19 protein-coding genes are annotated in these 24,114 nt (G+C 40.8%); 13 read left to right on the top strand and 6 right to left on the bottom strand.

What is annotated here, in order from left to right:
- Positions 1–397: 397 nt before the first annotated feature.
- The 5 genes from GFH30_RS07855 to GFH30_RS07835 all read left to right on the top strand — a co-directional run bounded on the left by GFH30_RS07855 (position 398) and on the right by GFH30_RS07835 (position 10,193).
- Complete coding sequence (locus tag GFH30_RS07855) at positions 398–4,330, top strand: DUF3418 domain-containing protein (protein ID WP_153373399.1); 3,933 nt, start codon at positions 398–400, stop codon at positions 4,328–4,330.
- Positions 4,331–4,360: 30 nt separating this feature from the next.
- Positions 4,361–5,470, top strand: coding sequence for a beta-ketoacyl-ACP synthase III (locus GFH30_RS07850; protein ID WP_153371704.1), 1,110 nt, complete (start codon positions 4,361–4,363; stop codon positions 5,468–5,470).
- Positions 5,471–5,480: 10 nt separating this feature from the next.
- Entirely contained in the window at positions 5,481–6,248 is a 768-nt protein-coding gene (locus GFH30_RS07845) for a lysophospholipid acyltransferase family protein (RefSeq protein WP_153371703.1), read from the top strand.
- A gap of 136 nt (positions 6,249–6,384) precedes the next feature.
- A complete protein-coding gene (locus tag GFH30_RS07840; RefSeq protein ID WP_153371702.1) occupies positions 6,385–8,397 on the top strand; it encodes a hypothetical protein in 2,013 nt (670 codons plus the stop codon).
- An 80-nt stretch (positions 8,398–8,477) separates the two neighbouring features.
- Entirely contained in the window at positions 8,478–10,193 is a 1,716-nt protein-coding gene (locus GFH30_RS07835; RefSeq protein ID WP_153371701.1) for an AAA family ATPase, read from the top strand.
- A gap of 122 nt (positions 10,194–10,315) precedes the next feature.
- On the opposite strand, the gene GFH30_RS07830 is transcribed toward GFH30_RS07835, so the two are convergent.
- Positions 10,316–10,768, bottom strand: coding sequence for a DUF441 domain-containing protein (locus tag GFH30_RS07830; protein WP_153371700.1), 453 nt, complete (start codon positions 10,766–10,768; stop codon positions 10,316–10,318).
- A gap of 132 nt (positions 10,769–10,900) precedes the next feature.
- Here GFH30_RS07830 and GFH30_RS07825 point away from each other — a divergent pair, with 132 nt between their 5' ends.
- The gene (locus tag GFH30_RS07825) at positions 10,901–11,611 is read left to right on the top strand and encodes a pseudouridine synthase (protein WP_153371699.1); all 711 of its coding nucleotides are present in this window, start codon (positions 10,901–10,903) and stop codon (positions 11,609–11,611) included.
- Positions 11,612–11,644: 33 nt separating this feature from the next.
- Here the strand turns inward: GFH30_RS07825 and GFH30_RS07820 are convergent, their stop codons facing one another.
- The 3 genes from GFH30_RS07820 to GFH30_RS07810 form a co-directional block, all read right to left on the bottom strand.
- A complete protein-coding gene (locus GFH30_RS07820) occupies positions 11,645–12,088 on the bottom strand; it encodes a GNAT family N-acetyltransferase (protein WP_153371698.1) in 444 nt (147 codons plus the stop codon).
- Positions 12,089–12,183: 95 nt separating this feature from the next.
- Positions 12,184–12,531 (bottom strand): type II toxin-antitoxin system RelB/DinJ family antitoxin, encoded by a 348-nt coding sequence (locus GFH30_RS07815; protein ID WP_153371697.1) that lies wholly within the window; start codon positions 12,529–12,531, stop codon positions 12,184–12,186.
- A 113-nt stretch (positions 12,532–12,644) separates the two neighbouring features.
- Positions 12,645–13,553: a pseudouridine synthase gene (locus tag GFH30_RS07810; RefSeq protein WP_153371696.1), complete on the bottom strand. Its 909-nt coding sequence runs from the start codon at positions 13,551–13,553 to the stop codon at positions 12,645–12,647.
- Positions 13,554–13,679: 126 nt separating this feature from the next.
- Here GFH30_RS07810 and tsaE point away from each other — a divergent pair, with 126 nt between their 5' ends.
- The 4 genes from tsaE to hfq all read left to right on the top strand — a co-directional run bounded on the left by tsaE (position 13,680) and on the right by hfq (position 17,675).
- Positions 13,680–14,144 (top strand): tRNA (adenosine(37)-N6)-threonylcarbamoyltransferase complex ATPase subunit type 1 TsaE, encoded by a 465-nt coding sequence (gene tsaE, locus GFH30_RS07805; protein ID WP_153371695.1) that lies wholly within the window; start codon positions 13,680–13,682, stop codon positions 14,142–14,144.
- A 4-nt stretch (positions 14,145–14,148) separates the two neighbouring features.
- Entirely contained in the window at positions 14,149–16,116 is a 1,968-nt protein-coding gene (gene mutL / locus GFH30_RS07800) for a DNA mismatch repair endonuclease MutL (RefSeq protein WP_153371694.1), read from the top strand.
- Between the two features lie 6 nt (positions 16,117–16,122).
- Positions 16,123–17,067, top strand: a complete 945-nt coding sequence (gene miaA / locus GFH30_RS07795) for a tRNA (adenosine(37)-N6)-dimethylallyltransferase MiaA (protein ID WP_153371693.1) — start codon at positions 16,123–16,125, stop codon at positions 17,065–17,067.
- A 92-nt stretch (positions 17,068–17,159) separates the two neighbouring features.
- Positions 17,160–17,675, top strand: coding sequence for an RNA chaperone Hfq (gene hfq / locus GFH30_RS07790; RefSeq protein WP_153371692.1), 516 nt, complete (start codon positions 17,160–17,162; stop codon positions 17,673–17,675).
- Between the two features lie 104 nt (positions 17,676–17,779).
- On the opposite strand, the gene GFH30_RS07785 is transcribed toward hfq, so the two are convergent.
- The gene (locus tag GFH30_RS07785; protein ID WP_153371691.1) at positions 17,780–19,090 is read right to left on the bottom strand and encodes a peptidylprolyl isomerase; all 1,311 of its coding nucleotides are present in this window, start codon (positions 19,088–19,090) and stop codon (positions 17,780–17,782) included.
- A complete protein-coding gene (locus GFH30_RS07780; protein WP_153371690.1) occupies positions 19,090–21,549 on the bottom strand; it encodes an LPS-assembly protein LptD in 2,460 nt (819 codons plus the stop codon). The genes GFH30_RS07785 and GFH30_RS07780 overlap by 1 nt, the downstream gene beginning before the upstream one ends.
- A 120-nt stretch (positions 21,550–21,669) precedes the next feature.
- Here GFH30_RS07780 and GFH30_RS07775 point away from each other — a divergent pair, with 120 nt between their 5' ends.
- The 3 genes from GFH30_RS07775 (at position 21,670) to rsmG (ending at position 24,091) form a co-directional block, all read left to right on the top strand.
- A complete protein-coding gene (locus GFH30_RS07775; RefSeq protein ID WP_153371689.1) occupies positions 21,670–22,683 on the top strand; it encodes an aminoglycoside phosphotransferase family protein in 1,014 nt (337 codons plus the stop codon).
- Positions 22,684–23,373, top strand: a complete 690-nt coding sequence (murU, locus tag GFH30_RS07770) for an N-acetylmuramate alpha-1-phosphate uridylyltransferase MurU (RefSeq protein WP_153371688.1) — start codon at positions 22,684–22,686, stop codon at positions 23,371–23,373.
- 85 nt (positions 23,374–23,458) lie between these two features.
- Entirely contained in the window at positions 23,459–24,091 is a 633-nt protein-coding gene (gene rsmG, locus GFH30_RS07765) for a 16S rRNA (guanine(527)-N(7))-methyltransferase RsmG (protein WP_153371687.1), read from the top strand.
- Positions 24,092–24,114 lie beyond the last annotated feature (23 nt).

Here is a 24,114-nt window from a genome sequence, read left to right as displayed (position 1 = left end):
CATTTAACGGATACATACAAAAATGTACAGCTTCATCACCACGTTTACAGACATGATGTCTTGCCTGCCAAATTTCAAGGTTAAACCTTAAATAAATGATGAATCTTTTTGATTGCATTTTAAATGAATCAGGTAAATACACTGAGCAAAGATGTTTGCCTTATTCATAAAGAACGTTATGCAGAGATCTACACTTGATCTTCATTTTGCAAATGATGACTATCGGTACTCATGTAAGTCACAATAAAAATAATCTATCTATTTACCACAAATATAACATCGAACTGTGCATGAACAGGATTGGGAAAATGTCGGAAAGTGAGTAGAATAGAACGTTCTGAAATAGTTGTAGGGCGTTGACTTGGCTGCGAAAGGTTTAAATGTAGATCACTTGGTGATGGTACGCGATATTCACCGTTTAAATCGATTACGTAAAGGTAAAGACGCCAACGAACAACAGTATCAAGACTTATTTGAAAAATCACATGCAAAAGTGCTTGAGCGCGTTGATAAAATTCCCAATATTAAGCTTAACCAAGACTTACCTGTTACCCAATATGCCGATAAACTGATTGAAGCGATTCATAAGCATCAAGTCATTATTGTGGCAGGCGAAACCGGTTCGGGTAAAACCACACAACTACCGCAAATTGCCATGCTTGCAGGACGCGGTCTGACGGGTCTCATCGGGCATACTCAACCACGACGACTTGCTGCACGTAGTGTATCGCAGCGTATTGCTGAAGAAGTGGGTGAAAAGCTCGGTGAATCTATTTCCTTTAAAGTTCGTTTTAATGAACAAGGTTCACAAGATTCCATCGTTCGTTTAATGACAGACGGTATTTTGTTGGCGGAATTAAGCAATGACCGCTTCCTGACCAAATACGACACCATTATTATCGATGAAGCACATGAACGCTCATTGAATATTGACTTCATCATGGGCTATTTAAAGCAGCTCTTGCCACGTCGTAAAGATTTGAAAGTCATCATTACCTCGGCAACCTTAGATGTAAATCGTTTCTCGAGTTATTTTAATGGCGCACCAATTTTTGAAGTGGAAGGGCGCAGTTTCCCCGTAGAACTGCGTTATCGTCCTATTTCAGAAATGACCATTGGCGGCAGTGATGATGATGAGTTTGATGATTTTGAGGAAAATCTACCACGTGCTGTGGTTAAAGCTGTAGAGGAATGCTTCCAAGATGCAATTGATAAGGGGCATCCTGAATATGCGGATACCTTGATTTTTGCCAGTACCGAACGTGAAATTCGCGAATTACAAGAAACCCTGATTAAACATGGTCCAAAACACACTGAAGTTTTACCGCTGTATGCACGTTTGGCGTTAGCTGAACAACAAAAAATCTTTAATCCTACGGGTGGTGGCCGACGGATTATTATTGCCACCAACGTGGCGGAAACTGCTTTAACTGTCCCAAATATTCGTTATGTCATTGATAGTGGTTTTGCGCGTTTATCACGTTATAGCTATCGTTCGCGTGTACAACGCTTACCGATTGAAGCGATTTCTCAAGCAGCAGCCAATCAGCGTAAAGGGCGTTGTGGTCGTATCGCACCGGGTGTCTGCATTCGTTTATATTCAGAAGATGATTTTTTAAGTCGTCCTGAATTTACCGAACCTGAAATTAAACGAACCAATTTGGCATCAGTGATTTTGCAAATGCAAAGTCTAGGCTTAGGTTCGTTGGAAGATTTTGATTTCATTGAACCGCCTGATCATCGTTTAGTGAATGATGGTCGTAAGCTCTTGATTGAGCTTGGTGCGATGGTGGATAAGAGTAAAGCGCCTCTTTCTGAAAAAGGGAGTAGCACTGCTACGCAAGGGGGAGATTCTATTGAAACTAATCCCTCTAAATCTCCCTTTGAAAAAGGGAGACTTGCTCAGAATAAGGCTGATTCCCTTACCAAAATCGGTCATCAAATGGCGAAAATGCCGATTGACCCGCGTCTTGCGCGTATGATTTTGGGCGGGGCACATTTTGGTGTACTCAATGAAGTCTTAATTATTGTGGCTGCGCTCGCTGTTCAAGACCCACGTGAACGTCCTGCCGATAAGCAAATGCAAGCGGACCAAAAGCATGCCTTGTTCCGCGAAGAAGATTCTGATTTCTTGTTCTACATTAAGCTGTGGGAAAGCTTGGTTGCCAATCGTGACATGAGCGAGAATAAGCGTCGCACCTTTGCGCGCAATCATTTCCTCAGTTGGTTACGTTTACGTGAATGGAAAAAAACCCATGAACAATTGGTTGATCTTGCACGCGTTTTAAAACTGTCTTTCAATGAAAAGAAAGCCAGTTATGAAAATTTACACCGTGCATTACTCACTGGCTTACTTTCGTTTATTGCCAATAAAACCGATGAACGTAATGTCTTTATGGCCGTGCGTCAGCAAAAAGCGCGTATTTTCCCAGCATCAACCTTGCATAAAACCAATACGCCTTGGGTGATGGCGTTTGAGATGGTGGAAACATCTCAGGTATATTTGCGTACCCTTGCCAAAATTGAACCCGAATGGATTTTATTGGCGGCACGTGATCTCCTCAAACATCATTACTTTGAACCACATTGGTCGAAAAAATCAGGTGTGGTGAATGCCTATGATCAGATTTCGCTCTTCGGTCTGATTATTGAGCCAAAACGTCAAATCAATTATGAAAAAGTAGATCAACCTGCGGCACATGAAATTTTCCTACGAGATGCTTTAACCACAGGTAATTTAGGTATTGTGCCGCCATTTTTAAAATTCAATTTGCAAAAACTTGAAGAAGTTGAGCGTGTTGAAGATAAATTGCGCCGTCGCGATTTGGTGGTCGATGAAGAAACGATTTATCAATTCTATGCATCGAAAGTGCCAGAAGAGGTCGCGAGCCGTCGTTCATTTGAAGATTGGCGAGCAACGGTCGAGCCGCAAAATCCACGTATTTTATTTGTCGATGATGATGCGCTATGGATGAATGACCGTCCAACTACGCAGCAATTCCCAGATTATTTACGTAATGGCGATTTGCGCTTGGCAGCCAGCTATCGTTTCGACCCAAGTCATGATGAAGATGGCGCAACGGTCAAAGTGCCAATTCAAGCTTTGGCTCAGGTCGATGAAAATCGTTGGTCATGGGGCATTCCGGGCTGGCGTCAAGATTTGATCGAAGCCTTACTGAAAAGTTTACCCAAAGAAAAACGCCGTAATTTAGTTCCGATTCCAGATATGGCACGTAAACTCATAGCCAAAATTGATGCGCAAGATTTACAAAAACATATTTTGAGTTTCTTGATGTTTCAGTTGCGTGGCGAACAAATTACCGAAAAAGATTTTAATCTTGATCGTGTTGAGCAATATTTATTGCCGCTGATTAAAGTCATTGATGAAAAAGGTCGTGTCATTGAAAAAGGACGTGATCTGGATGAACTCAAAGCACGTTGCCGTACCGAAACGCACAGTCCTGTGAAGCAACTCAAGGGTGAGTTTAAAGACTTCCCTGAAAACTTCGTATTTGAAGCCTCACAAAAAGTGACAGGTGTGGTGGTGAAGCAATATCAAGCTTTAGTTCCGACCAAAGACTTTGCTGTGCTTGAGCAAAAAGATGAATCGGGTGTGGTGATTCAAACCTTTAACGATCAAGCGGAAGCGATTAAACAACACCGTGCAGGGGTGATTCGACTCATTCATATGCAACTGGGTGATTTAATTCGTCAACTCAAGAAACAGATTTCAAAACCACTCGCGCTTGCTTATTCACCGCTTGGCGATAAAGCCAAACTCGAGCAAATGTTAGTTTATGCCACACTGCACCTTGCAATAAATGAGTTGCCTGTCAATGCGCAAGAGTTCCAAAAGCTGAACGAAGATGTAAAAAAATCTTTCCTAACTCACGGGCAAGTTGCACTGCGTCATATCACGGAAATCTACACACAGTGGCAGGAAATACGTCGGAAATTATTGGTTTTAGACGATTCTGTGTTTGGAAAGAACATTGATGACATTGAAGATCAGCTAGATTTAATGAACTTAGGTGACTTTGTGTATAGTAAGTCTGCTGATATTTGGATTGAATTCCCACGCTATTTAAAAGCACTCATCATGCGTTTAGACCGTTTGCCGAATAATTTACAAAGGGACAATTCTGCCATTGATCAAGTTGACCCTTGGATGGAAAAATTGTTCAAATTTAAAAATGACACTCGCCTGAAAGAATTGTATTTCATGACCGAGGAATTGCGCATCTCTTTATTTTCACAACCCATGAAAACAAAAGGTCCAATTTCGCCCACTCGCTTGCAAAAAGTTTGGGATAAGCTTGGAATCAGTTAAGATATAGGTAATTTCGAAAAGGAGTTTTACATGGGCATCCGCATTACGGGTACAGGTCTTTACCATCCAGAAGATATCATCACCAATGAAGAATTGGTTGGTGCTTTAAATGCTTATGTGGAACAGTACAACAGCGAAAATGCTGACAAAATTGAGGCGGGTGAACTTGAAGCTCGTCGCGGTTCAAGCGCAGAATTTATTGAAAAAGCATCAGGCGTAAAAGCGCGTTATGTTGCAGAAAAAAGCGGTATTTTAAATCCAAAACGTTTACGTCCATTGCTACGTGAACGTTCAAACGACGAACTCTCCATTCAAGCAGAGTGGGGCGTGACTGCGGCTAAACAAGCGATGGAAAATGCAGGTGTAACTGCAGAAGACATCGATGTCGTGATTTTATCTTGCTCTAACTTGCAACGTGCTTATCCTGCGGTTGCCATTGAAATCCAAACTGCACTTGGTATTCAAGGTTATGCTTATGACATGAATGTGGCATGTTCTGCTGCAACATTCGGGATCAAGCAAGCTTATGATGCGATTAAAGCGGGTGCACGTCGCGTATTGCTCGTAAACGTTGAAATTACCTCTGGTCACACTGATTTCCGTTCACGTGATTGTCACTTTATCTTTGGTGATGTCGCAACGGCTTCTATTATTGAAGAAACGACCACCAAAACTGGCTTTGAAGTTGAAGACATTCAATTATTTACTCAGTTCTCAAACAACATTCGTAACAACTTTGGTTTCTTAAACCCAAGTGAAACCACAGATACCGATGATAAGCGCTTTAAACAAGATGGTCGTAAAGTGTTTAAAGAAGTGTGTCCGTTGGTTGCGAAAATGATCACCAAGCAATTGGCGAAGAATGAGATTGCCCCTGAAACAGTGAAGCGTTTCTGGTTGCATCAAGCCAATGCCAGCATGAATGAACTTATTCTGAAATTGGTGGTTGGTAAAGAACATGCAAAACCTGATCTTGTGCCAATCATTCTTGATGAATTTGCAAATACTTCATCAGCAGGCGTGATCATTGCATTACACCGTACCGCGCATGAAGTAAATGATGGCGAGTATGGCGTATTGTGTTCATTCGGTGCGGGCTACTCAGTAGGCTCAATCCTTGTGAAAAAACATGTCGCTTAAGGGTTAAGACATGCAACTTGGGCATGATGCAAAATGGATTAAACGCTTTACAGCACTGTCCAAGTTGTATTTCACGCCCACGTTTTTAGGCGCAGAACATATTGATGCGTCTAAGCCTGCGATGTACGTCGGTAATCATTCCATTTATGGGGTGTTTGATTCACCGATTATCGTGGACTATCTGTTTAATGAACATAAAGTGGCTGTGGTCAGCATTGCGGATCATAGCCATTTTTATGTGCCACTGTGGCGTGAGATTTTTAAAAAATTTGGCGCGATTGATGGTGTGCGCGAATACGTACGTGAAGTGATGCGCCAAGGCTATTCGATTTTGGTGTTTCCGGGGGGCGGGCGCGAAGTATCCAAACATGAAGGCGAGCAATATCAACTGATTTGGAAAGAACGCTATGGCTTTTTAAAGCTTGCGCAAGAATTTCAATATGACATCGTGCCATTTGCTGCCTTAGGGGGCGATGAACTATTTGAGATTGGCTTGGATGCAAAGACCATTACAGACAATAAATATTTTAAAAAATTATTAAAAATACCGAAGCTTGATCAATTATTACGTCACGGTGAAGTGATTCCATCTTTGCCTAAAAATGTGATTCCCAAACGCTTACCTTTTTATTTTCAGTTTCTAGCGCGTCAGTCCATTGCGCATATTCAAACTCAAGAACAGCTAATTGAATATCGAGAACAACTCCAATACACCATTTATAACGGTATTGAAACTTTAAAACAGCAAAGACATCTCGATCATCCTGAACGCTTTTAAACGTTGTGATAACGATTGTGGCTGTCGTTTAGCTATTCTGTGCGTTTTGTTTTAAGCTTTGGTGAGTTGCTCTATACAGTGTTTAAAATGCTGAATATGATTTAATATGAGTGAGACATGATGAAAAGGTGCGTGTATGGAACAGGAAGGTCTATTAACGCAATATCAACAACTCGCTAAACAATTGACGCGGATTTCGCAAAGTCTACATGAGATTTATCAAGATCAATTGGCGATTGTTGGGAATCTGACTGCTCAAAATATGTTTAGGATCAATCATGATCAGCATGGTGTTGTGCTGCTGAATGGTTTATTTGAACTGCAATTTCATACCCCGCGCAGTATGCATAAGCAGCAAGCCCAACAACTTGCTAATTTTTATGCAGCTCAATATTCATCAGAATCTTTAGAAGAATTTTTCCTACAGGATTTATATTTTTTAACCGGTGATCAAAAGCCGCAGCATTCGATTTTTCTCAGAGATAAAGCGCAGTATTTACGTCAAATGATCATTGATGAGGTCTATCAATGGGTCAATGGGCGAGCGCGTGTAACGGCTTTTTTTGACCATTTATCGACCGTGCAAGCGGATATTATCGATCATCTGATGATGAAAGAAGGCTTTTATAAAAAGCCCATCATGATTCAGCACGTTTTGCATCAAGAGCCTATTCCTGAAGATATTTCAGAAATGATGCAAGGGCTTTTCTCTTTAGATTATTTACACGATACACATTTTTTATCAGTGCAAAGTTTGATGGATAGCTTGGATGAATTTTGTTTTAGTGCAGGGCAATTTTTAAATCCTGCTATTTATCGCATTATGAGTTTGTCTTTTGAAGAGCGCTTTAATTTACATGAATTAAATGAGCATGTAGATGATGTCGAACTGTTATTTCAGCATGCGCTTGAACATAACAATATGCTTGGTTTTGTGCGCTTGATGAACCGTAACTTTTGGCAGCAGGATAATTTGTTAGCCAAAAAGAATTTTTTAGAAGCGAATGCGAGTTTATGGCAAAAAAAAGTTGCGAAACTTCCGTTATTTGATTGCAATCGTGCGGTCAATTGGCTCTTTAAACAGTCTTCTGAGGTGCTTGATTGGTTAAGTGCCAATATTCAGCACAGCAGTGTACGTGTTGCTGTAACTGCCATGAGCTTTCTAGATACCAATCGAATTCATCCGCAAATTATTCTCTCCACCTTGCAATATTTTCAATATGCCTCAGCCCGCTTGTTTATTCATCGTGCGCATCATATGGCAATTCAGGAGCGTTGGTTTCAACATTCCAATAATCAATCGGTGGTGTTAAAAGGCACTCGCCAAGCGATTGATGATCATCGTGTTGCTATTAGTCCTTCTATTTTATATTTAGATGAATGGATTGGCTTGATCCGCGATGTCGTGAAAATGGATGATGTGGTGGTGAAGAAGGTGTATACCGGTTTAAGCCGGGTCATGCAGGCATATATGCAGCATTTGCTGAAAGTCACTCAAGATTTACCCGAAGAAGCGATCCGATATATTCGACCGCATACGCAGCAAAATCGGGATTTTCATAGCGTATTGCAACGCTACCATATTCAAATCAATGACTTCCGTAAACGTTTTTATTTGCAACAAGGTAATGTCAGAGAGTCTATTTTTGACAGTTATGTCCGTGATTATTTATCAGATTATTTTTCTAGTCATAAAGATGTACCGAAAAGCTTAACGTGGAATGGTTTATTTAACCAAGCCGTTGAATGGCACGACACGATTCAAAAACAAGAAATTATTGCCAAACTTAAAAAAGACTTTGCGCTCGCGCGTTGGCAAACATTGACGCAAGAAAAAACGCTAAATTACTTTAATTGGACCTTTGAAGAAATTAAAAGCATCGATCACATCATTGAAACAGCTAAAATATTTCGAAACTGTTTAGCTGCAAGTTATGCGCAGCGCATTATTGAAGGTGAGTATGTCGTATTTTATATGACACATGCAGAAATGCGAGTGCCGTTATTATTGGGCTGTCATTTACGTGATCACAGCTTGGTGTTCGATCAATTGGAATATGCCAATAATCAAAAAGCAGAATTGGAATACTGTAATATCGCGATTCATTTCATACATGAGTTTAATCAGCGACCAAGTTCGTCGTGCTGATCGGTTATTTAAAATATCTGCGCTTAACTTTTGTTGTAAAAATCGTTAGGCTATAGCCGTTCTTTTACGGTATTGGTTCTATGAAACAGGAAACTGCACTTAAGTTATTAAAAGCAGGAGAAAATGTATTTTTGACAGGTTCTGCTGGTGCGGGGAAAACCTATACGCTGAATCAATACATCAATTATTTAAAAGCTCGTAAGGTCGCTGTTGCCATTACTGCCTCTACAGGTATTGCTGCAACGCATATGAATGGCATGACGATTCATACATGGGCAGGGATTGGCATTAAAGACTTCTTATCCGAAGACGATATGAAGCGCATGAAAGAACGTAAATACTTAAAAGAACATTTAGAAAATGCACAGGTACTCATCATTGATGAAATTTCAATGCTACATGCCAAGCAACTCAATCTTGTAAATAAAGTGCTTAAGTTTTTTAAAGACAGCGATGAGCCTTTTGGCGGGATCCAAGTCATTGTTGCTGGTGACTTCTTTCAGTTACCGCCTGTCGGTCGTAATGATGAACGTAATCGCGATAAATTCTGTTTCATGTCTGACGCTTGGGTGGAAGCAAAATTCCGTGTCTGCTATTTAACTGAGCAGCATCGTCAGGGCAATGATTATTTAAATGACATCTTGAATGCTATTCGTGCGCAAGCCATCACTGATGAACATCGTGCTGCTTTACAAGGTACGCGCCATCAAAATATTGGCGAGACCTATACGCGCTTGTACACGCATAATATGGACGTCGATAGCATTAATTATAAGCATTTGAATGAAATTGATAATGATCCACGTCAATTTGATGCACAATGTGATGGTAATGAAAAACTGATTGAAACCCTAAAATCATCGGTACGTGCACCTGAGTCACTGACTCTAAAAAAACATGCCAAAGTGATGTTTGTAAAAAATAACTTTGATATGGGATATATCAATGGCAGTTTGGGTGAAGTCATCAGTTTTGAAGAAGATGACGAATATGGCATCTTACCGAAAGTGAAAATCACCGATGGCACGACCTTATTGGTTGAACCTGAAACATGGTCAGTGGATAACGATGCCGGTAAGACAATTGCCAGTTTTCAGCAAATTCCCTTACGTTTAGCATGGGCAATTACCATTCATAAATCACAAGGGATGACACTTGAAGCTGCGGAAATTGATCTCAGCCATACCTTCGAAAATGGGCAAGGTTACGTGGCTTTGTCGCGTTTAAAAAGTTTAGATGGTTTAAGACTCAAAGGCTTTAATGAACAGGCTTTAGAGTTAGATAGTCTTGCGATTAAAGCCGATCGTCGTTTTCAAGAGTTATCGAACGAAGCTGAGGATCATTTCGAAAATATTGATTTAACCCCACAGCACAAAGCCTTTATTCGTCATTGTGGTGGCACATTGAATGATGTTGAAATTGAACGCAATGAGAAAAAAATAGCGCGCAGTTCGGGCAAGCAAAATTATGCATCAGCCACTTTAGATGAAACCAAAGAATTGTTTGAAGAAGGCTATGAAATTTCAGATATTGCAACAGAACGTGGTTTAACGCCTGCGACCATTATTAATCATTTAGGACGTTTGCATAAAGAACAAGGCTTGGATATTTCTGTGGCCAGTCCGGGTGAAGAAGTGGTTGAGCAAGTCCGGAAAATTTATAAACGTCTCATTAAGCGTAAAAGCCCAGATCATTTTAACGATGATGGCTCGATTAAATTGCGTCCAATTGTGGAATTAACCACACCACGTATGGGCTATGACCAAGTGCGTTTAGCATTACTCTTCGTGGAGTGATGGGTGATATTTTATATATGATAGGGTTGCTCAAAAAAGAAACTCAGAATTTACATCTGCTTAATCTCAGCATCAACATTAATGCTACTTGAGTCTTGTATGAATTGAAGAGCTGTGCTGATCTATTTGGTACCAATCAGCAAAGATAATATCCCTGCTGCAATTAGCGGCCCGACAGGGACTCCACGTAGCAGGGCAACACCAGCAACCGTACCTAAAAGCAAACCTGCCACAATGTCAGGCTGATTCCCCATCAGCTTGACACCACGTCCACCGAGCCACGCTACAAACACACCAATCGCAATTGCTAACAAAGACTTCCAGCTCAGGAAAGATTTTAAAATACTTTCACCTGAAATTTTTCCACTGGCAATCGGACTTAATACCCCAATGGTTAAAATGATAATACCAATGTTTAAGCCATGTGCTTGTACATAAGGCATAAATTGGCTTAGCGGTGTGATTTTTAGAATAATTAAAACGGCTGCTGCAATCGTCACTGCATTATTATGGCTAAAAATGCCACATGCCAATAAAATCAGTAAAACTAAGAGATTGAAATCAAGTTGCGACATGAGCGGGAGAGCAAAAGAACAATGCGGCTATTGTAGCCTGTTCGCGTGCAACAATGAATCCAGCATGTACTGATCAATGAACGCGATTTTCAGTTAGAATAAGCGCTTATTTCAGTTTATAGGTCATAAAAGATGTTGTTGGAAAGAATGTTGCAGTCACAAGGTTTTGGTTCACGCAAACATTGCCAGCAACTGATTAAAAATGGTGCATTTTCCATCCAAGATGAAATCATCACTAATCCAAAACATAAACTAGATTTAACTCAACCTAATTTTGAAGTGTATGGCAAACCGTATACCTATCGCGAACATCTTTATATTGCTTTAAATAAGCCACAAGGTTATGAATGCTCGCATCAAGCCACTCATCATTTTAGCGTTTTTGATTTATTTGATGATGTTTCGATGAACCGTGGTATTCAATGTGTCGGGCGTTTAGATCAAGACACCACAGGTTTATTATTATTGACCGACGATGGTCAGTTTTTACAAGCACTGACCCATCCTAAAAAGCATGTTGCAAAAGTCTACCAAATGGAAGTTGCTGATGTTGTAACTGATGAACAAGTACGACAATTGACACAAGGCGTTGAACTGCGCAATGAAGAGGGTATTTTTGCTGCAACAGAGGTTATGCGTTTAGATGAAAAGGGTCTGCAAATGACCATTCATCAGGGGGTTTATCATCAGGTAAAACGTATGATTGCAGCAGTGGGCAATAAAGTCGAAAAATTGCATCGTGCACAAATTGGTCAGTTGACGTTAAATGATTTGCCTGAAGGTGAGTGGATTCATCTAAATGCGGAACAAATAGAGCAAGCTAAGTTTAGATCAAAGCTCTAAAAGCTTAAACACAGCATATAGATGTTCAAATCTTTATTTTAAGAAACAGTGATAGGTTTGGAATTCATCATCTTTTATAAATCCCATAGATTCATAGAGTCTGTGGGATTTTTCATTATTTTTTTGGGTTTCTAAACTAATTCGCAGGGCATTTTCGTTTTTTGCAAACAAAATTGCAGTATCGATCAGTTGCTTGGCAGCGCCTTGACGCCTAAAAGCAGGGCTGACATAGACATCATCTAAAATGTAATACGTTGAACATGCGACCGAGGAAAATCCCATATAAAGTAAAATAAAACCAGTAAACAGATCATCCTTGGTATTAATAAAAATGACCGTCTGATTATCTCTAAAGCGTTGCTCTAAGAAGCTTAAAGAAAGAGCTAACTGAGAGGATGCACCATAAAATTGGCGGTATTCGTCAAATAAGATATTGAGTTTGGGTAAATCTTGGGCTTTGGCACGACGGACGATCATTGAATACTCCATGCATTATTATTGTGTTTTCAGCATGAAGCATAGCGAAATTAGCACACGAGATGCGTGATAAATTGTTTGAAAATGCGACAGTGTTAAGTTTTGTCACTCTCACCTAAAATAGCGTTCAGTTCCTCAAATAAATCAAAGTGATCATCATCAGTATGTGCCTCTGCATCATGTTGTTCTGCGGAATCTTCAATCACATGACCAGATGCATCAACTTTGGCTTCGCCTTGTTTCAGTTTGCGAAGCTTAATTAATTGCTCAAGGTTGATACTCTGATTTTCAATCGAGAAGGGGATGGACTTAGTCAGCACCACCTGTTTGAAAAAAAGACGCACCGCTTGTGCCGGTGTAATCCCCAATTGCTTAAAAACAGCAAAGGCTTGCTTCTTTTCTTGAGAGTCAAGACGAACTTGATAGACTTCAGTTTTTCTCATAATTTTTCAAAGCTTTAAATTACTTAACTTTTCGCATTTATTCTAATCCATTGCAACTGAAATTCAATCTTTATGCTATAGAAAGTGCAAAATAAATAGTAATGACAAATACATTACAGTGTCAATTCACGCTGAGAACTAAATTGCATGATCTCTGATGTCACTGGATCTTGAAATTGAATATGCTTGGCTAAGAGTTGTAGCGGTGCTGAAAAATCATCTTCAGCTTTGTGTGCCACATGTGGATATAAAGGATCATTCTCAATGGGAATGCCTAAATGATTTAAATGCACACGCAACTGATGCTGTTTACCCGTATGTGGTTTCAGTAAATATTTTGCGCGATGTTGATCATGTTCGAGTAATTCGATAAGCGTTTCGCTATTGGCTTCACCCTCAATCACTTGCATGGTATAGAAAGGCTGACCTTTTTCCATTCTTAATTGTGTGGTGATCGGAAAATGTAAATCTGCTTTAAAGCCTGCAATGGCATGATAGGTCTTTTGTACATTACGCGTTGCAAACATCTGCTGATAAAGACCGCGTGACTCGACACATTTTGAAATTAACACGATACCGGCTGTTTCGCGGTCAAGACGATGAATCGGGGTTAAGTCGGGATTGCCCGTTTGATTTTTTAATCGAACCAATAGTGTTTCTTGAACATATTGTCCCGTCGGGCTCATGGTTAAAAAGTGTGGCTTATCCACTACCATAAAATGCTTATTTTCAAAGATGACGTGATGCTCAAACGGTACATGCACTTCGTGTGCTAAGAATCGATAGTAAAAACAATGTGTATTGGCTTGATAAGCACTGCTTAAACTTAAATGATTGCCCAATGCATCGTAGACCAAACCATCTTCAAAACGCGATTTCCATTCTTGTATTGCAATATGTGGAAACTCATTACATAAGTAGGCGAACACAGTAGCAGGTTCAGGCGTAATGACTTTTAAAAATACTTTACTTGCACTGACACCATTGATCATAGGCGGTACAAATTCATGCGGTGATGTCATGTGGAATGGGTCACTCAAAGCTTAAACAGATATGCTGAAAAAAACCATTTTCTGAAGGATCAGAATAGGCTTTTCAGGCGTTGCGATGCTATCATATTTATTCTTTTGCATCATGTCGTGAGTCATATGTCTTATTCATTTAATGTCACATTAAACAATGAAGATGATACCCAAAATCTTGCCAAAATTTTGGCAAATCATTTCACCGATGGGGTGGTGTATTTGATTGGTGATTTAGGTGCTGGAAAGACCACGCTCACGCGTTATTATCTACAGGCAATGGGGCATCAAGGTGCGGTGAAAAGTCCAACCTATACTATTGTTGAGCCTTATAGCTTACAAGGTAAAGAGATCTTCCATTTTGACTTGTATCGTTTAAATGATCCGTATGAGCTGGAACTGATGGGGATTCGGGATTATTTGGAAACACCGAATGCACTGTTTTTGTTTGAATGGCCATCAAAAGGTGGCGAAGAAATTCCACAAGCAGATTTGATTATTGAAATTTTAAAATCAGAAGATGAACTGACACGTTCAGCAACACTGACATTTTCAAATGAAGCATTAAAACAAGCATTGGAGCAGCAATAATCACATGTCTGATGATTTAAGCGTACGCCGTATTCGTTCACTTGATCCTGCCTTGGCGAACCAAATCGCGGCAGGTGAAGTGATTGAACGCCCCGCATCTGTGGTCAAGGAATTACTTGAAAACTCCATTGATGCCGGTGCGACTGAATTAATCATTCGAATTGAACAGGGCGGTAGTACCTTAATTGAAATTAAGGACAACGGACGCGGTATTCATCCAGAAGATTTATCTTTGGCTGTGATGCGTCATGCAACTAGTAAAATCCAAAAAGCCGAAGAACTCTATGCCATTACCAGTCTCGGTTTTCGCGGTGAAGCTTTAGCATCCATTGCAGCGGTTTCGCGTTTAACGATGGTCAGCAGTCAAGATGATGAAGGGATTGGTTATCAGGTTGAAGTGAATGGCACAGCGTTTGATCATCAAGAAATTCAAGCGGTAGCGGCTTCAAAAGGCACTTTAATTCGGGTGCAGGATTTATTTTTTAATGTACCTGCACGTCGTAAATTTTTAAAAAAACCAAGCACAGAATTTGGTCATATTGAAGAAATTGTACGCCGTTTGGCACTGACCCATTTTGATATCCGTTTTGTACTTGAACATAATGACAGTGTGAAGTTGAATTTGCCTGTTGCAGACAGTGGTGCGCTCCGTTTCCAACGTGTACAGCAATTGCTTGGTCGCCAGTTCACTGAAAATGCCTATTGGATTGATTCAGATAGTATCAATATGCGTTTGTCAGGCTGGCTTGGCCATCCCTCCGATGCTCGTGCGCAAGCAGACTTACAATATGTGTACGTGAATGGGCGCATTGTCAAAGATAAAACCATTTCACATGCACTACGTATGGCGTATGACGGCATTTTACATGGGCATCAATATTCAGCTTATTTGCTGTTTTTAGAAGTTGATCCTGAAAATATTGATGTCAATGTGCATCCGACCAAGCATGAAATTCGCTTTCTCAATCAGCGTGAAGTGCATGAGTTTGTGCGCCACTTTGCCAAAGAAACTTTGTCACAGTTCCAAACCGCTTCAGCAGATTTAGCCGATGCCATGAAGCAAGCTGCTGTTGCAGAAACTGTTGTCCAACCGCGCTATCAAGAGCAATTTAATCTTCATCAAGCGGCAAATTCTCAAATTACTCAGCCCTTACCAGCTACTCAGGCGACTGAAATAGAACCTTCTGATGTGCTGACAGATTTTGCATCTGCACAGCCGCAAACGGTGCATTATGCACAGGACTATACCCGTGTATCTTCCGCAGCAGGTTCGCAGCAGCTCAATAATGACTTGCAAAGTTATTTAGCACCGCTACGTCAAAATTCATCTGACATCCAAACGACTGAGCAATCTTTTCAATCTCATCTACAAGCCAAAGTCGATGAACATCCTTTAGGGATCGCGATTGCGCAATTGCATGGGATTTATATTCTCGCGCAAAATACCGAAGGACTTATCATTGTAGATATGCATGCTGCACATGAACGCATTGTGTTGCAACAAATGAAATCTGCATGGGATAAACCTGAGTTCTGGATGTCGCAGCAATTACTCATTCCCAAAGTCGTGAATATTACCCGTATGCAAGCGACGCGTGTCGAAGATTTAAAAGATCAATTGGCACGTTTAGGGCTTGAAATTGACCAATATGGCGATGATCAGGTCATTGTGCGAGGTGTGCCTGCCATTTTACATAAGGCCAATTTTGATAAATTAGTGCCTGAACTCTTAAATGATTTAGATCCGAATGATCAGGCGCAAGGCTTATTGCAAAAACGCGATCAAATTTTGGCAGGTATGGCATGTCATAGTGCTGTTCGGGCGCATCGTATTTTAAGTTTATCTGAAATGAATGCTTTATTACGCCAGATGGAACAAACCGAATTTGCCAGTCAATGTAATCATGGTCGCCCAACATGGCGCGCTTTTCCATTGTCACAACTCGATAAACTTTTTGCTCGAGGAGAGTAGTCTTACATGTCAAATCAATTGCCGGTCATCAATTTAATGGGACCCACCGCAAGTGGTAAAACCGCTTTGGCATGCGAACTCTATGAACGGGGCAATTATGAATTGATTTCTGTCGATTCTGCCTTGGTTTATCGCGAAATGGATATTGGTACGGCTAAACCTTCTAAAGCTGAATTAGAGCGCTATCCGCATCATCTGATTGATATTATCAGTCCGCTTGAAGTGTATTCCGCAGCAAATTTCGTTGAAGATGCAACCCATCTCGTTGATGAGATTCATGCACGTGGTAAAACCCCCATTTTAGTGGGTGGTACGATGTTATATTTCAAAGCATTATTGGAAGGATTGTCGGATAACTTACCGAGTGCAGATTATACCGTTCGTGCTGAGATTGAAGCCAAAGCTGAACGTGAAGGCTGGGAGGCAGTTTATGCTGAATTATGTGCAGTCGATCCACTCGCAGGCGCAAAATTTAAAGTCAGCGATAAGCAACGTATTATTCGCGCTTTAGAGGTATTTCAACTGACTGGGCAACCGATTACAAAACTTCAAGCTGAACAGCCTAAAAACTTACCATATCGGTACAGTTTTTATAATTATGCCTTAATGCCTGATCGTGTAGAATTGCATCAGCGCATCGAAAAACGACTTGAAATTATGTGGGATATCGGATTTTTAAATGAAGTCGAGTGTTTGATGAATAAATACGATTTCGATGAAAATTTGCCTGCAATGCGCTCAGTTGGCTATCGTCAAGCGATAGATTTCTTAAGAAATAGTGACAGAAGTAGTGAAAAGCACCGAGAAATGCAGGACAAGGCGCTCTTTGCAACACGACAACTTGCAAAACGTCAATATACGTGGTTAAGATCATTGCAAGAAAAGCATAAATTTACTACATATTTAACAGCCCAGCAGGCTCAAGAAGACTTGCGAAACTGTCACGGATAAAGCAAAATTTAGAGACTACCTTTTTGATAATTTTTAATTGAAAAATAAAGGTAGTTTTTGCGCTGAATTTTTAAATTTTTTGGAGTTATAACATGTCTAAAGGTCAAACTTTACAAGATCCGTTCTTGAATTCTCTCCGTAAGGAACGTATTCCTGTTTCTATCTTCCTCGTTAACGGTATTAAATTACAAGGTCACATTGAATCATTTGACCAATACGTTGTTCTATTAAAAAATACAGTAAGCCAAATGGTTTACAAACATGCAATTTCTACAGTAGTTCCTGCACGTAACCCACGTCCTGCTGGCGCACCTGCTGGTCCTCAAGGCGCGGGCTTCGGTGGTCAACCTGCTGGCTTCGGCGGTCAACCTGCTGGCTTCGGTGGTCAACCTGCTGGCGGCTTCGGCGGTCAACCAGGCGGCTTCGGTGGTCAAGGTGGCTTCGGTAGCCAAGGTGGCTTCGGCGGTCAAGGTGGCTTCGGCGGTCAAGGCGGCTTCGGCGGTCAAGGCGGCTTCGGCGGTCAAGGCGCTGGCTTCGGTGGTCAAGGCGCTGGCTTTGATGGCGATGCAAAATTTGAAGATTCACAAGACGATGAAAACAATCGTTAATTGATTCTGTAAGATTTAAAAAAACCTCTCATTTTGAGAGGTTTTTTTATGACTTGAAATTGATAAGTGTAAAAAAACCAGCCAAGGGGCTGGTTTTTTAGAGATCAAGATTGGTTTTTCTTGCGATCAAGATGTGGATCTTTAATTTCCACAAAGGCATTATTGCGTGTTTCGCGCAACCAACTATCAAGTTCTGCATCAAATTGACGTTCGCCTAACAGTTGACGTGCCATACGCTCTTGATATTCCTTGGTCATATCTTGCTGACGTGTCTCGGTCACTTGTAGGATATGCCAACCGAATTGCGATTGAAATGGTTCGCTAATTTGTCCAACAGGCGTGTCTTTCATGCGTTGTTCAAACTCAGGCACCATCACACCAGGACTAACCCAACCTAAACTGCCGCTGTCACGTGCTGAACCTGGATCATTCGAGAACGTTGCCGCTAAGACTGCGAAATCTTCACCTTGTTTCAAGCGCGTATACAAACTATTAACCATTTGCTTTGCATTGTCTTCAGAAATCACTTCAGACGGTTGGATCAAAATATGACGCGTCAAATATTGGGGTACAAGGGCTTTTTGTTCACCGCCTTTGCGCTCAAGTAATTTAAGGACGTGCACACCATCACGCGCTTCGATCAGTTCTGAGGTTTGACCAGTTTGTAAGGTAGTGACACGTGCTGCAAGTTCAGTCGGAATATCCGCTAGATTACGTGTACCCATATCTGCGGCATCCACTTGTACACCGTTGACGCTATATTTTTTGCTTAATGCTTGAATATCATTGCTGCTATCTAACTCTTTTTTAATTTGAGTCGCAATTTGAGTCGCATTTTCACCAGCAATACGTAAGTGAAGCACATGCACTTGATTGCCTAACAGTGCTTGACCTTGTGGCGTACTCAAGAAGTTTTTCACGTCTTGATCACTAATTTTAATACGTGAAGTCACCACTTGTTGACGTAAACGATTAATGGCTAAATCTTCAGCAACGCGATTACGTAAACCCGCATAGGTGTTTGGTGCAATCTTATCGAGCTTTTGTTGGAAGGCTTCTAAGCTTGGAGAACCCGCATCTTTAGCCACTTTTAAGACAGCATCATTTAACGCTTTTTCATCTGGGCGAATATTATAGCGTTTGACTTGCTCAAGCTGTGCTTCACGAATAATCAGCTGTTCTAGCGCTTGTTGTTCAATATATTGCTGCGGAGGCAAAGGTTTTTTAGTTTGCTCAAACTGATGATTAATTTCGGCAATGCCTTGCGCTAAATCACTACGTAAAATGACGCTATTGTCGACTACAGCTACAACTTCATCTTTAGTTTCGGCAACAGCATAGGTCGTCATCGCTGATGAAAGGCACAGTGCAAGTGCGGTCGCTTTAAAAATTTGTTTTAACTGTTTTGTCTTCATTAACGTTCAGTCCAAGTTTGATTAATATTGTTAAAGCCTAAGATGCGATTTTCTAGTAATGATGTCAATTTATTGTTAAAGCCACCGAGACCTTTTAAGCTCACTTCAGCCATAATTGCACGTTTTGGTTTTACACCGGCATCATTGACGTTGTCTAAATCATTATAATAAGAACGTCCGTAAACGGATACGCCCCAACAGCATGATTCATAATTGACACCGACTAAGAATTCACGCGCAACACTGTTGTCTAAGTCATATTGGGCATGTCCAACAAGACGCCAATTGTTTGAAATTGGCTGAATAAACGAACCGACGATATGATCATAGCGGTCTTGTCGGTTATCAATGTTTTTACGATAGAAGTAGCCAACATTGTACAGATTGCCTTGATCACCCGCAAAATACACTTGCAGATCGCGCTGTGCATTGCTGCCATTGGATGTCCAAGCAGAGTTCAGGTTGATGTTAATATTGTTGGAAATCTGGCTCGATAACTGAATCACAGGACCCGTTTTTGATTCGCGGTCAAACTGATCGGCATCTTTGTCTAAAGTGACACGGCGGTCTTCGAAATAATAACTCTGACCTACACTGGCACGTAAACGTTCTAGACCAATATCATCAAATAAACTATAGCTTAAACCGAGTGAGGCAAAATTATTGTCTTCTAAACGGTCATTGCCATAGAAACGACGGGCACTGAACAGTTGGTCATAATTAATTGAGGCAGTTGCTGAATCAAAGTTAGGCTGATCGTTTTGATCTTTATAGCTTGAATACGCATAGAACAGGCGAGGCGTGAGTGTTTGTAAATAGCGGCCTTGTTTCTCGAAATTCAATCCCATATCCAGCGTGAACTGTGGTACTACAATTGAGCGATCTTCACTGCTGGTATTGAATAAGCCTGTACTCGCTGCATCAACCGTATCTTGATCATAGAAGGTGTTGATGTTGCGTAAACTTGCTTCAGGAATAAAGAACGACCAAGGTGTACGATGGTTATAACGCACACTAAAGTCATTGTAGATACGTGTACCGCTTGGTTCATAAGTATCTACTGATCCTGAATTAAAAGCGTTAATATCTTTTTTAAAGTACGCAGTATCGTTATTGAATTCGTATTGTAAACCGAGAGGGTTCCCTGTTTTATAATTCAACAAGAACTGTGGCAAACGTGCATAGGGACGTTTTTTAAGTTCGACAGTTTCATCGAGTGTTTGGAAGTCTTCGACTTTAAGCTGTGCTTTTAAACCCGGAATACCATTTTTATAGTTCAGTTCCCACGCACGGCGTAAATTGAGATCGGTTTTAGAATTTGGATTGTTATCTAAATCAACAAAGTAATCTTTATCCGAAGCGTAGTTGTATTCTAAGTTGGTAGAGAACTGGTCGTTAATTTGCCAATTATGTAGGTAATGTAAGCTTTTACGATCTTCGTCGTTGTAGTCTTTATCAGAAGCTAAGTAGCCTCCTGAAACAATACCAGTACCAAAGTTAGTTAAATAACGGAACTCACCCTCAAGCATCAAGCCACGATCGGCTAAATAACGCGGTGTCACTAAGGCATCATAATTTGGTGCAAGATTCAGATACACCGGTACACCGAGCTCAACGCCACCATCATTGGTAAATCCAAAACTTGGCGTTAAAATACCGGTGGTACGACGGTCATCAATCGGGAAATTAAAATAGGGAACTGCTAAAACGGGCACATCTTTGACATATAGTTTTGCGTTCTTGGTTTCACCGCGACCCGTGTCTTGGTTTAACTTAATTTGATCTGCCTGAATTTTCCACGTTGGTTTTTGTTCAGGTGGACAGGTTGAATAAGTCGCGTTTTCTAAATTAACGGTATTATTGGCTGACTTGGTAATTTTCTCTGCACGCCCATGCGCGTGTTGCGCTTCTGCAATAAAGAAGCTATTCGACAGATCGCCTTCTTGGGTCTTTAAATTATAATCAATATCATCACTTTGCGAGATTAAACCGCCTTGAGCCAGTTGTACATTACCTTGTGCTTTGGCATAGGTCTGGGTTTGGTCAATCGTGATTTTGTCTGCACGAATTTGGCGACCTTCTTGATCGAGAATGACATTACCTTCAAGGAAGGAATCACCTTTCGGATCAAATAAACCGTAATCTGCGGTAATCGTTGATGTCGCTAAATCAGGGTCCACCGCCTTAGTGGTTGGTGAAACAGGGGTAATCCAAGCACCTTCACAAAAGGCTGAACTCAAATACTGATCTTGGCGCTGCTGTGCTTCGGGTGCAGATTTATCCACATAATATTGTGAGAAGAACGCTTCGCCTGGATAGCTTTCATCAATACTTTGCTTGAGCTTTTCTGCATTCACGGTTGATGATTGATCTGAAGCCGCATAGCTTGAAACCGAACTGCCGCAGAGCAGGGTGAAGATCGCAGTCGCTAGAGGATTAAATTTAAACTGATGCTTCATTTGTCTCATTAACCAATCATGCTTAATCGCAATTAATTATTGTCGCATCATAGAGAAAAAGTTGATAAGTAGCTACACTTACACCTTTAAAAACTCAGCCTGTATTAGAATTTATTGCAAATGAATACACTACGTGAACAATCAATACAATCATGGATTGCATCTGTACTTGAGTCAGATCAATTTGACATTTCTTTCTTGGCAGGCGATGCAAGTTTCCGTCGTTATGCACGAATTAAACTGAATAATAAAACATTTATGCTGATGGATGCACCTCCAGAAAAAGAAGATTGTGTGCCTTTTGTGACGATTGATGAGTTTTTTCATCAACATGGCGTGCGTGTGCCAGAAATTGTAGCTAAAGATTTAGATCAAGGTTTCTTATTGCTCGAAGATTTTGGCAACGTGATGCTGTCGGACTTGCTCAATAACGACACCGTTGATGCTTACTATGAGCAGAGCTTTAAACAACTCATTCACATGCAATCCATTCCTGCTGAAGGGAAATTGCCTGACTATACGTATGACAAGCTCATCTCAGAAATGGAATTGCTGACCGATTGGATGTTGCCTGCATTAAAAGTGCAACTGACCGCAGCAGAAAGCGCTTTAATTAAACGTACCTTTGCTATTCTTGCCAATGCTGCTGTGGCACAACCGCAAGTGATCGTGCATCGTGATTTCCATAGTCGTAATTTAATGAAAGTTGCAGATGATGCGGAACTCGGTGTGATTGATTTCCAAGATGCGGTGATTGGTGCAGATACTTATGATCTGATCTCGATTACGCGTGATGCTTATGTGCAGTGGAATGCTGATCGTGTTTATTCATGGTTTGAAACCTTCTATCACTTATTGCCAGCGTCTGCTAAACAAGATCGTGATTTAGCGCAATTTAAAAAAGATGCCGATATGATGGCGATTCAACGTCATCTCAAAATCTTAGGTATTTTTGTGCGCTTATTTGAGCGCGATGGCAAATCGGGTTATTTAAAAGATTTACCGCGCGTGATGTGGTACTTGCTTGAAGAAACCAAGCCTTATGCGGAGCTTGAGCCATTTATGCAGTTTATTCGTGCGCGAGTATTGCCTGCATTTGAAGAAAAATATGGAAAATATGAGGTGGTTGCCTAAATGAAAGCCATGATTTTAGCTGCAGGTCTCGGCAATCGTATGCGGCCACTCACACTGTATACACCAAAGCCACTTTTGGAAGTCGGTGGTAAGCCCCTGATTGTTTGGCATATTGAAAAGCTGCGTGATATTGGTGTGACTGAGATTGTGATTAACTCGGCTTGGCTTGCAGATAAACTCATTAGTGCCTTAGGTGATGGTTCGCAGTTCGGTGTCACCATTCGTTGGACACGTGAAGAAGAAGGCTTGGAAACAGCAGGTGGCATTATTAATGCTTTACCATTGCTTGGCACTGAACCGTTTATTTTGGTCAATGGCGATGTCTGGACAACGATGGATTTTGCGCCACTGCTCAATGTGACACTTGATGAAAATCTAGCGCACTTGGTGTTAGTAGATAATCCGACTCAACATCCAGAAGGTGATTTCACGCTTGCTGATGCTCGAGCATTTACTTTTGATCAGCAGATTGAGGGTGAAAATCTAACGTTTAGTGGTGTATCGGTGATTCATCCTAAAATGTTTGACGGTTTAGCGACAGGTAAACGCCCACTTGCACCACTCTTGAAGGAGGCCATGCTCGCACATAAAGTGGCGGCATCTAAACTGGTTGGTGCTTGGGTGGATGTTGGAACACCTGAACGTCTAAGCGCATTAGATTTAGAAATTCGTCAAGGGAAGTATGCTTAACTGAATATTCACTAAGCACTTCCCACTATGACAAGATAGAGAAAACGTTATACTTCCACCTAACTTAATCGAGCGTTGATTGTTTATGCATACTTTTTTTAATGAACTGAAGCAGGGTAGCCAAGCCTTAGGTTTGCAGCTCAGTGAAGAAGCTTTAAATTTATTATTGAAGTATCAGGATGCTTTGGTACTTTGGAACAAGGCTTACAATTTAACTGCGATTCGTGATCCGAAAGAAATGCTGGTGAAGCATCTATTAGATAGCTTAAGCATTTTAAAAGATTTGCCACAAGGTCGCTTACTCGATATTGGTACAGGTGGCGGTATGCCGGGCATGATCATCGCGCTGTGTCAGCCTGAACGTGAATGTGTATTGCTTGACTCAAATGGCAAGAAAATTCGTTTCTTGAAACAGTTTATTGCTGATTTAAAATTAAAAAATGTCATTGCGGTACAAACCCGTGTGGAAAACGAAGATAGCATCAACGAATTAGGGCAATTTGACGTAATTACCAGTCGTGCCTTTGCGTCTTTAACTGATTTTGTCGATGCTTCTAAGCCTTACATGCATGACAGCAGTATTATTGCCTCTATGAAGGGTCTTATTCCTGAAGAAGAAGTCGCTTTGTTAAAAGCGCAATTTAGCTGCGATATTATTGAACTCAATGTTCCGCGCTTAGACGAACAACGTCACTTACTTTTATTAAAACGAATTTAAGATTTTCAAAGGAATTGGGGTCA

The organism is Acinetobacter wanghuae, assembly GCF_009557235.1.
Classification (GTDB): Bacteria; Pseudomonadota; Gammaproteobacteria; order Pseudomonadales; family Moraxellaceae; genus Acinetobacter; species Acinetobacter wanghuae.
Note: the sequence above shows the minus strand (reverse complement) of the source record. Positions and strands in the feature narration are given on the sequence as shown.

Bases quoted from the DNA above. Each gene is read 5' to 3' on its own strand.
- GFH30_RS07855 (WP_153373399.1), top strand. From the start codon at position 398: ATGGTACGCGATATTCACCGTTTAAATCGATTACGTAAAGGTAAAGAC.
- GFH30_RS07850 (WP_153371704.1), top strand. From the start codon at position 4,361: ATGGGCATCCGCATTACGGGTACAGGTCTTTACCATCCAGAAGATATC.
- GFH30_RS07845 (WP_153371703.1), top strand. From the start codon at position 5,481: ATGCAACTTGGGCATGATGCAAAATGGATTAAACGCTTTACAGCACTG.
- GFH30_RS07840 (WP_153371702.1), top strand. From the start codon at position 6,385: ATGGAACAGGAAGGTCTATTAACGCAATATCAACAACTCGCTAAACAA.
- GFH30_RS07835 (WP_153371701.1), top strand. From the start codon at position 8,478: ATGAAACAGGAAACTGCACTTAAGTTATTAAAAGCAGGAGAAAATGTA.
- GFH30_RS07830 (WP_153371700.1), bottom strand. From the start codon at position 10,768: ATGTCGCAACTTGATTTCAATCTCTTAGTTTTACTGATTTTATTGGCA.
- GFH30_RS07825 (WP_153371699.1), top strand. From the start codon at position 10,901: ATGTTGTTGGAAAGAATGTTGCAGTCACAAGGTTTTGGTTCACGCAAA.
- GFH30_RS07820 (WP_153371698.1), bottom strand. From the start codon at position 12,088: ATGATCGTCCGTCGTGCCAAAGCCCAAGATTTACCCAAACTCAATATC.
- GFH30_RS07815 (WP_153371697.1), bottom strand. From the start codon at position 12,531: ATGAGAAAAACTGAAGTCTATCAAGTTCGTCTTGACTCTCAAGAAAAG.
- GFH30_RS07810 (WP_153371696.1), bottom strand. From the start codon at position 13,553: ATGACATCACCGCATGAATTTGTACCGCCTATGATCAATGGTGTCAGT.
- tsaE (WP_153371695.1), top strand. From the start codon at position 13,680: ATGTCTTATTCATTTAATGTCACATTAAACAATGAAGATGATACCCAA.
- mutL (WP_153371694.1), top strand. From the start codon at position 14,149: ATGTCTGATGATTTAAGCGTACGCCGTATTCGTTCACTTGATCCTGCC.
- miaA (WP_153371693.1), top strand. From the start codon at position 16,123: ATGTCAAATCAATTGCCGGTCATCAATTTAATGGGACCCACCGCAAGT.
- hfq (WP_153371692.1), top strand. From the start codon at position 17,160: ATGTCTAAAGGTCAAACTTTACAAGATCCGTTCTTGAATTCTCTCCGT.
- GFH30_RS07785 (WP_153371691.1), bottom strand. From the start codon at position 19,090: ATGAAGACAAAACAGTTAAAACAAATTTTTAAAGCGACCGCACTTGCA.
- GFH30_RS07780 (WP_153371690.1), bottom strand. From the start codon at position 21,549: ATGAAGCATCAGTTTAAATTTAATCCTCTAGCGACTGCGATCTTCACC.
- GFH30_RS07775 (WP_153371689.1), top strand. From the start codon at position 21,670: ATGAATACACTACGTGAACAATCAATACAATCATGGATTGCATCTGTA.
- murU (WP_153371688.1), top strand. From the start codon at position 22,684: ATGAAAGCCATGATTTTAGCTGCAGGTCTCGGCAATCGTATGCGGCCA.
- rsmG (WP_153371687.1), top strand. From the start codon at position 23,459: ATGCATACTTTTTTTAATGAACTGAAGCAGGGTAGCCAAGCCTTAGGT.